General features: G+C 39.6%; 7 protein-coding genes and 1 tRNA gene. 7 read left to right on the top strand and 1 reads right to left on the bottom strand.

The features are described from left to right. Positions 1-79: 79 nt before the first annotated feature. From rpmG to metK, 7 genes are all read left to right on the top strand, one after another. A complete protein-coding gene (gene rpmG / locus PLA12_10175; protein HOQ32864.1) occupies positions 80-229 on the top strand; it encodes a 50S ribosomal protein L33 in 150 nt (49 codons plus the stop codon). A 22-nt stretch (positions 230-251) separates the two neighbouring features. Next, a tRNA-Trp gene (locus PLA12_10170) sits at positions 252-327 on the top strand. Positions 328-371: 44 nt separating this feature from the next. Continuing rightward, positions 372-620, top strand: a complete 249-nt coding sequence (secE, locus tag PLA12_10165) for a preprotein translocase subunit SecE (protein HOQ32863.1) — start codon at positions 372-374, stop codon at positions 618-620. A gap of 23 nt (positions 621-643) precedes the next feature. Continuing rightward, positions 644-1,294: a transcription termination/antitermination protein NusG gene (gene nusG / locus PLA12_10160; protein HOQ32862.1), complete on the top strand. Its 651-nt coding sequence runs from the start codon at positions 644-646 to the stop codon at positions 1,292-1,294. 28 nt (positions 1,295-1,322) lie between these two features. Continuing rightward, complete coding sequence (rplK, locus tag PLA12_10155) at positions 1,323-1,748, top strand: 50S ribosomal protein L11 (protein HOQ32861.1); 426 nt, start codon at positions 1,323-1,325, stop codon at positions 1,746-1,748. 81 nt (positions 1,749-1,829) lie between these two features. Further along, positions 1,830-2,549, top strand: coding sequence for a 50S ribosomal protein L1 (gene rplA / locus PLA12_10150; GenBank protein HOQ32860.1), 720 nt, complete (start codon positions 1,830-1,832; stop codon positions 2,547-2,549). A gap of 51 nt (positions 2,550-2,600) precedes the next feature. Continuing rightward, entirely contained in the window at positions 2,601-3,803 is a 1,203-nt protein-coding gene (gene metK / locus PLA12_10145) for a methionine adenosyltransferase (GenBank protein ID HOQ32859.1), read from the top strand. Between the two features lie 34 nt (positions 3,804-3,837). On the opposite strand, the gene PLA12_10140 is transcribed toward metK, so the two are convergent. Further along, the coding region (locus PLA12_10140) for a hypothetical protein (protein HOQ32858.1) at positions 3,838-4,638 on the bottom strand (801 nt) is incomplete at its 5' end.

Below are 4,638 nucleotides of genomic sequence, written 5' to 3'. Positions count from 1 at the left end.
CGCGAAGGTGGACGGACCGTAGGTGCTGGCGTCGTCAGTAAAATTATAGAGTAATATTTAATAATGAGGTATTAATCCCATGAGGGAACAAGTTATATTACAATGTACAGAGTGTAAGCGTAAAAACTACACAACAACACGGGAAAAAAGAAAACATCCCGAAAGATTGGAAATTAAAAAATATTGCCGTTACGACCGAAAGCACACAGTTCATCGTGAGATGAAGTAGTGAAAATTCGGTTTGTTTCTGCAGGCCTGTAGCACAATTGGTAGTGCGGCGGCCTCCAAAGCCGAAGGTTGGGGGTTCGAGTCCCTCCAGGCCTGCCAGTTATCGTAAAATAATAAAGAAATAAATTATAAAGGCAAGTCAAATGTCGAAAATAGTAAGCAAAACAGAAGAACAACAGGAAAAAGGATTAAAAGCCATCTATATTAAGGCAAAAAACTTTCTGTTGGATGTAAAAACAGAATTGGAAAAAGTAACCTGGCCCTCAATGGATGACTTGAAAGTTTCAACAAAAATTACCATGATTTTGTTATGTATTATGGCGGTAATTATCTTTACTTTTGATGTTTCTTTCGCTCAAATTATGTTGTTTATTCTGGGTATTGCTTCATAAAGTTAAAAAGGAGTCCATCGGCGATGGTAGAAGAAAAAAAAGAAATGACTACAGGTAAAGAGGAAGTGGCAGGCACGGATACTACCCCTACCCGTGAAAAGCTCATAAAGCCCGTTCCTCAAGATGGTATTCCACGCCGGTGGTATGCCCTTCATGTTCTTACCGCAAAAGAATATGAAGTATGCGAGAAACTTAAATGGGGAGCCAAGCAAAAAGGTATTGAAGATTGGGTCGTTAATGCATTAGTACCAAAAGAAAGAATTACTGAACGCCGAGGAGGAACTTCTAAAGTTGTAGAACATAAATGTTTCCCCGGGTATATCCTCGTGCAATTACCCGAACATCCCGAAAACTATCCAGAGTTATGGGCATTAATTCGAGAAACGCAAGGAATTACCGGTTTTGTCAGTAGCAGACGAAATATCCCCACACCAATTCCTGATGAAGAGGTTGAGGGAATTATTGCTATTATGACGGGTGAAGAAGAAGCCCCAAAACCGAAATTAGAATTCTCCGTTGGGGATAGAGTAAAAATTATTGAAGGGCCATTCTCAAACTTCGTAGGACGAATTGAAGAAATAAATGTGGAGCGTTCAACATTAAAAATATCCGTTGAAATTTTTAATAGAACTACAACTATTGAGGTAGAATCCTGGCAAGTTGAAGCATTTTGATGGAAATTAAGAAAGAAAGGTTAAAGATATGCCTCCTAAAAAATTAAAAGCACTCGTAAAATTACAAGTTCCGGCAGGACAAGCCACCCCTGCTCCGCCCGTAGGTCCAGCATTAGGTCAGCATGGGGTTAACATCATGGATTTTGTCCGCCAGTTTAACGACAGAACCAAAGACCAGCAAGGAATGATAATCCCTGTCGTTATCTCTATTTTTGAAGACCGCTCGTTTACTTTCATAACCAAAACTCCACCTGCGGCTGTTTTATTAAAGAAAGCGGCAAAGTTAGCCAAAGGTTCTGGTGAACCCAATCGTAATAAAGTAGGTACTGTCACCGAAGCACAGATAGAAGAAATCGCAAAATTAAAGATGCCCGACTTAAATGCAGGTTCCCTTGAAACCGCAAAAAGCATGATTCGAGGGACTGCTCGTAGTATGGGTATCATTGTAGAATAAGTTGTAAAATTTTCCTTTTAAAATTTTCTAACCGTGGGAGGACAGTTTATCTGTCCGATAGAACCACAGGAGGATAAAAACATGTCAAAACCCAGTAAAAGAATGAGGGAACTCTACAAAAAAGTAGATAGAACCCGCTATTATTCCCTTTCAGAAGCATCAAAAATCGTTAAAGAATGTGCCACGGCCAAATTCGATGAAACCATTGAATTAGCCTTCCTCTTAGGCGTTGACCCAAGACATGCAGAGCAAATGGTTCGTGGTGCTGTATCCCTTCCTCATGGAACAGGGAAAAAAGTCCGCGTAATTGCTTTTTGCAAAAAGGAAGAGCAAATCAAAGCAGCCAAAGAAGCCGGTGCCATTGAAGCCGGTGCCGAAGATTTGGTTGAAAAAATTCAAGGCGGTTGGTTAGATTTCGATGCAGCAGTAGCATCACCCGATATGATGGGACAGGTTGGAAAATTAGGTAAAATCTTAGGTCCTCGTGGACTTATGCCCAGCCCCAAAGCAGGTACCGTTACCCCAAATATCGGTCCAGCTGTCGCAGAAATAATGAAAGGTAAAATCGAATTTCGTGTAGATAAAAACGCGAATATCCATGTCCCCGTAGGTAAAGCAAGTTTTACACCAGAACAGATTGAAGAAAATGCTTCAACAATAATTGCGGCTATTGTAAAAGCCCGTCCCGCTTCACTAAAAGGAACCTACTTAAAAGCATGTAGTATTTGTTCAACCATGGGACCGGGTGTGAAATTAGACCCCGCAGCACTTACAGCTAAATATCGTCCAGGCGTAGTATAATGGAATGTTTACATATAAACAGGTAATCCAATCAAAATAAAGGTTAGTGTTATGATGAATGAAAACGGGATTTTATTTACATCCGAATCTGTAACCGATGGACATCCAGATAAAGTAGCGGATATTATTTCAGATACAGTTCTTGATGCTATGTTAGAACAAGACCCATATAGCCGTGTCGCATGCGAAACCTTAGTAAAAACGAACCTTTGCGTAGTTGCCGGTGAAATAACCACACGTGCAAAAGTAGATATTACCTCACTGGTTCGTCAGGCTATTGTTGATATCGGTTACGGGCCGGGCTATATAGGTTTTAATGGAGAAACCTGTTCTATCCTTGTTGCATTAGAAAAACAATCCGTTGATATTGCCCGCGGTGTAGATGCTTCCTCCGACCACGAACAAGGTGCAGGTGACCAGGGAATGATGTTCGGGTTTGCAGTCCGTGAGACACCGGAACTCATGCCCCTTCCTATTGCTTTAGCCCATAAATTGGGATTACAACTTCGTAAACTTCGCAAAGATAAAACTATTCCCTGGCTAATGCCCGATGGAAAATCACAAGTAACGGTAGAATATGTTAACGGCAAACCTGTCCGAATTGATACTGTCGTCATTTCCAATCAACACCTACCCCTTTATGGAGGTCTTAACCCTACTCCCCAAGAATTAAAAAAAGAACATGATGAAATCCAAGAAGCCATCATTGAACAGGTAATTAAGCCCACACTGCCTAAGGAATTAGTCAAAGGCGATATCAAATATTATGTAAATCCAACAGGTAGATTTGTAACCGGCGGTCCCGTGGGAGACTGCGGTTTGACGGGAAGAAAAATTATAGTAGATACCTATGGCGGCATGGGCAGACATGGTGGCGGTGCTTTCAGCGGTAAAGACCCTACCAAAGTTGACCGTAGTGCCGCCTATATGGCTCGTTACATCGCAAAAAATGTAGTCTCCGCAGGTATTGCCGACCGTTGCGAAGTGCAATTAGCATACGCAATTGGAGTAGCCAAGCCTGTTTCTATTAATGTAACCACCTACGGCACAGGTAAAATCGAAGATATAAAATTAGCGAAAATTTTAAGCGAAACCTTCGATTGTCGTCCTTCTGCAATCATCGAATTTCTTAATCTCCGCAAGCCCCAATATAGAAAAACCGCCAGTTATGGACACTTCGGTCGCGAAGACCAGGGCTTCCGCTGGGAAGAAACCGACTCCGCTAACCTCCTCCGCGAAAAAACAGGAATATAAACTAAAAACAAAATAATTGTTTTTATATCTTAAATCAAGAGGTTTTTTTCTTCCTGTATAAAAAATAAACTACTAGGACAAATAATAAAATTACAATTACACCAGTAATGAACCCTAACAGAAAACTTATTTTGATAAGAGAATAATCAGGATAACTGTAAGTAATTGTTGGAAATTTTGGAAAACTATTAGGATTAGCAGGTAAATTCTGATTTAGAGAACCTACTATATTCTCCATCGCTGTTTGTGGTTTCTCTAATGAACTCTGATTATTTTCTTCTTTTTTAGTCTGTTCTGGAGTCTCCTTTCTTGGGTTAGATGATGGATAACTCGGTTTTAATAAATCTCTATTTTTTCGGGCTATCTCCAAAAAAGGTTGCCACGATATTTCAGGGATGCCACTCTTTTTTAATAAATCAGAATATGTGTCTCCTAAGTCTGCCAATTCTTTATATATTTCATACGCCTTTATATAATCAGTATTGTAATATATACTTCCCAAATTGGAAAGGAGGTTTATACGGTCTATTACATCATTTCCAGATTTAATTTCCTTTTTATGGAATCTTTCTCGTAATTCTTCCCCTAATTTTACAGCCAACTCATTCTTTTGTAGAAAACTATAAACAAAAAATAATTGATAATCATTTTTATCCTGAATGTCAGAAGGGTAATAGTCTTTATTTCTTCGTAGATTCTCCAGTAATATCATCGCATCCTCATACTTATTATTTTGTATTGCTATAATTGCTTTTCCATAAAGTGCGTTGGCATATTCAACGGTATTTGGCTCTGTGTTTTGAATCAATGCGTCTGCATAAGCACTTGCTTCTGG

It is taken from the genome of Candidatus Hydrogenedens sp. (genome assembly GCA_035378955.1).
Lineage (GTDB): Bacteria > Hydrogenedentota > Hydrogenedentia > Hydrogenedentales > Hydrogenedentaceae > Hydrogenedens.
This window is presented reverse-complemented; position numbering and strand designations above follow the sequence as displayed.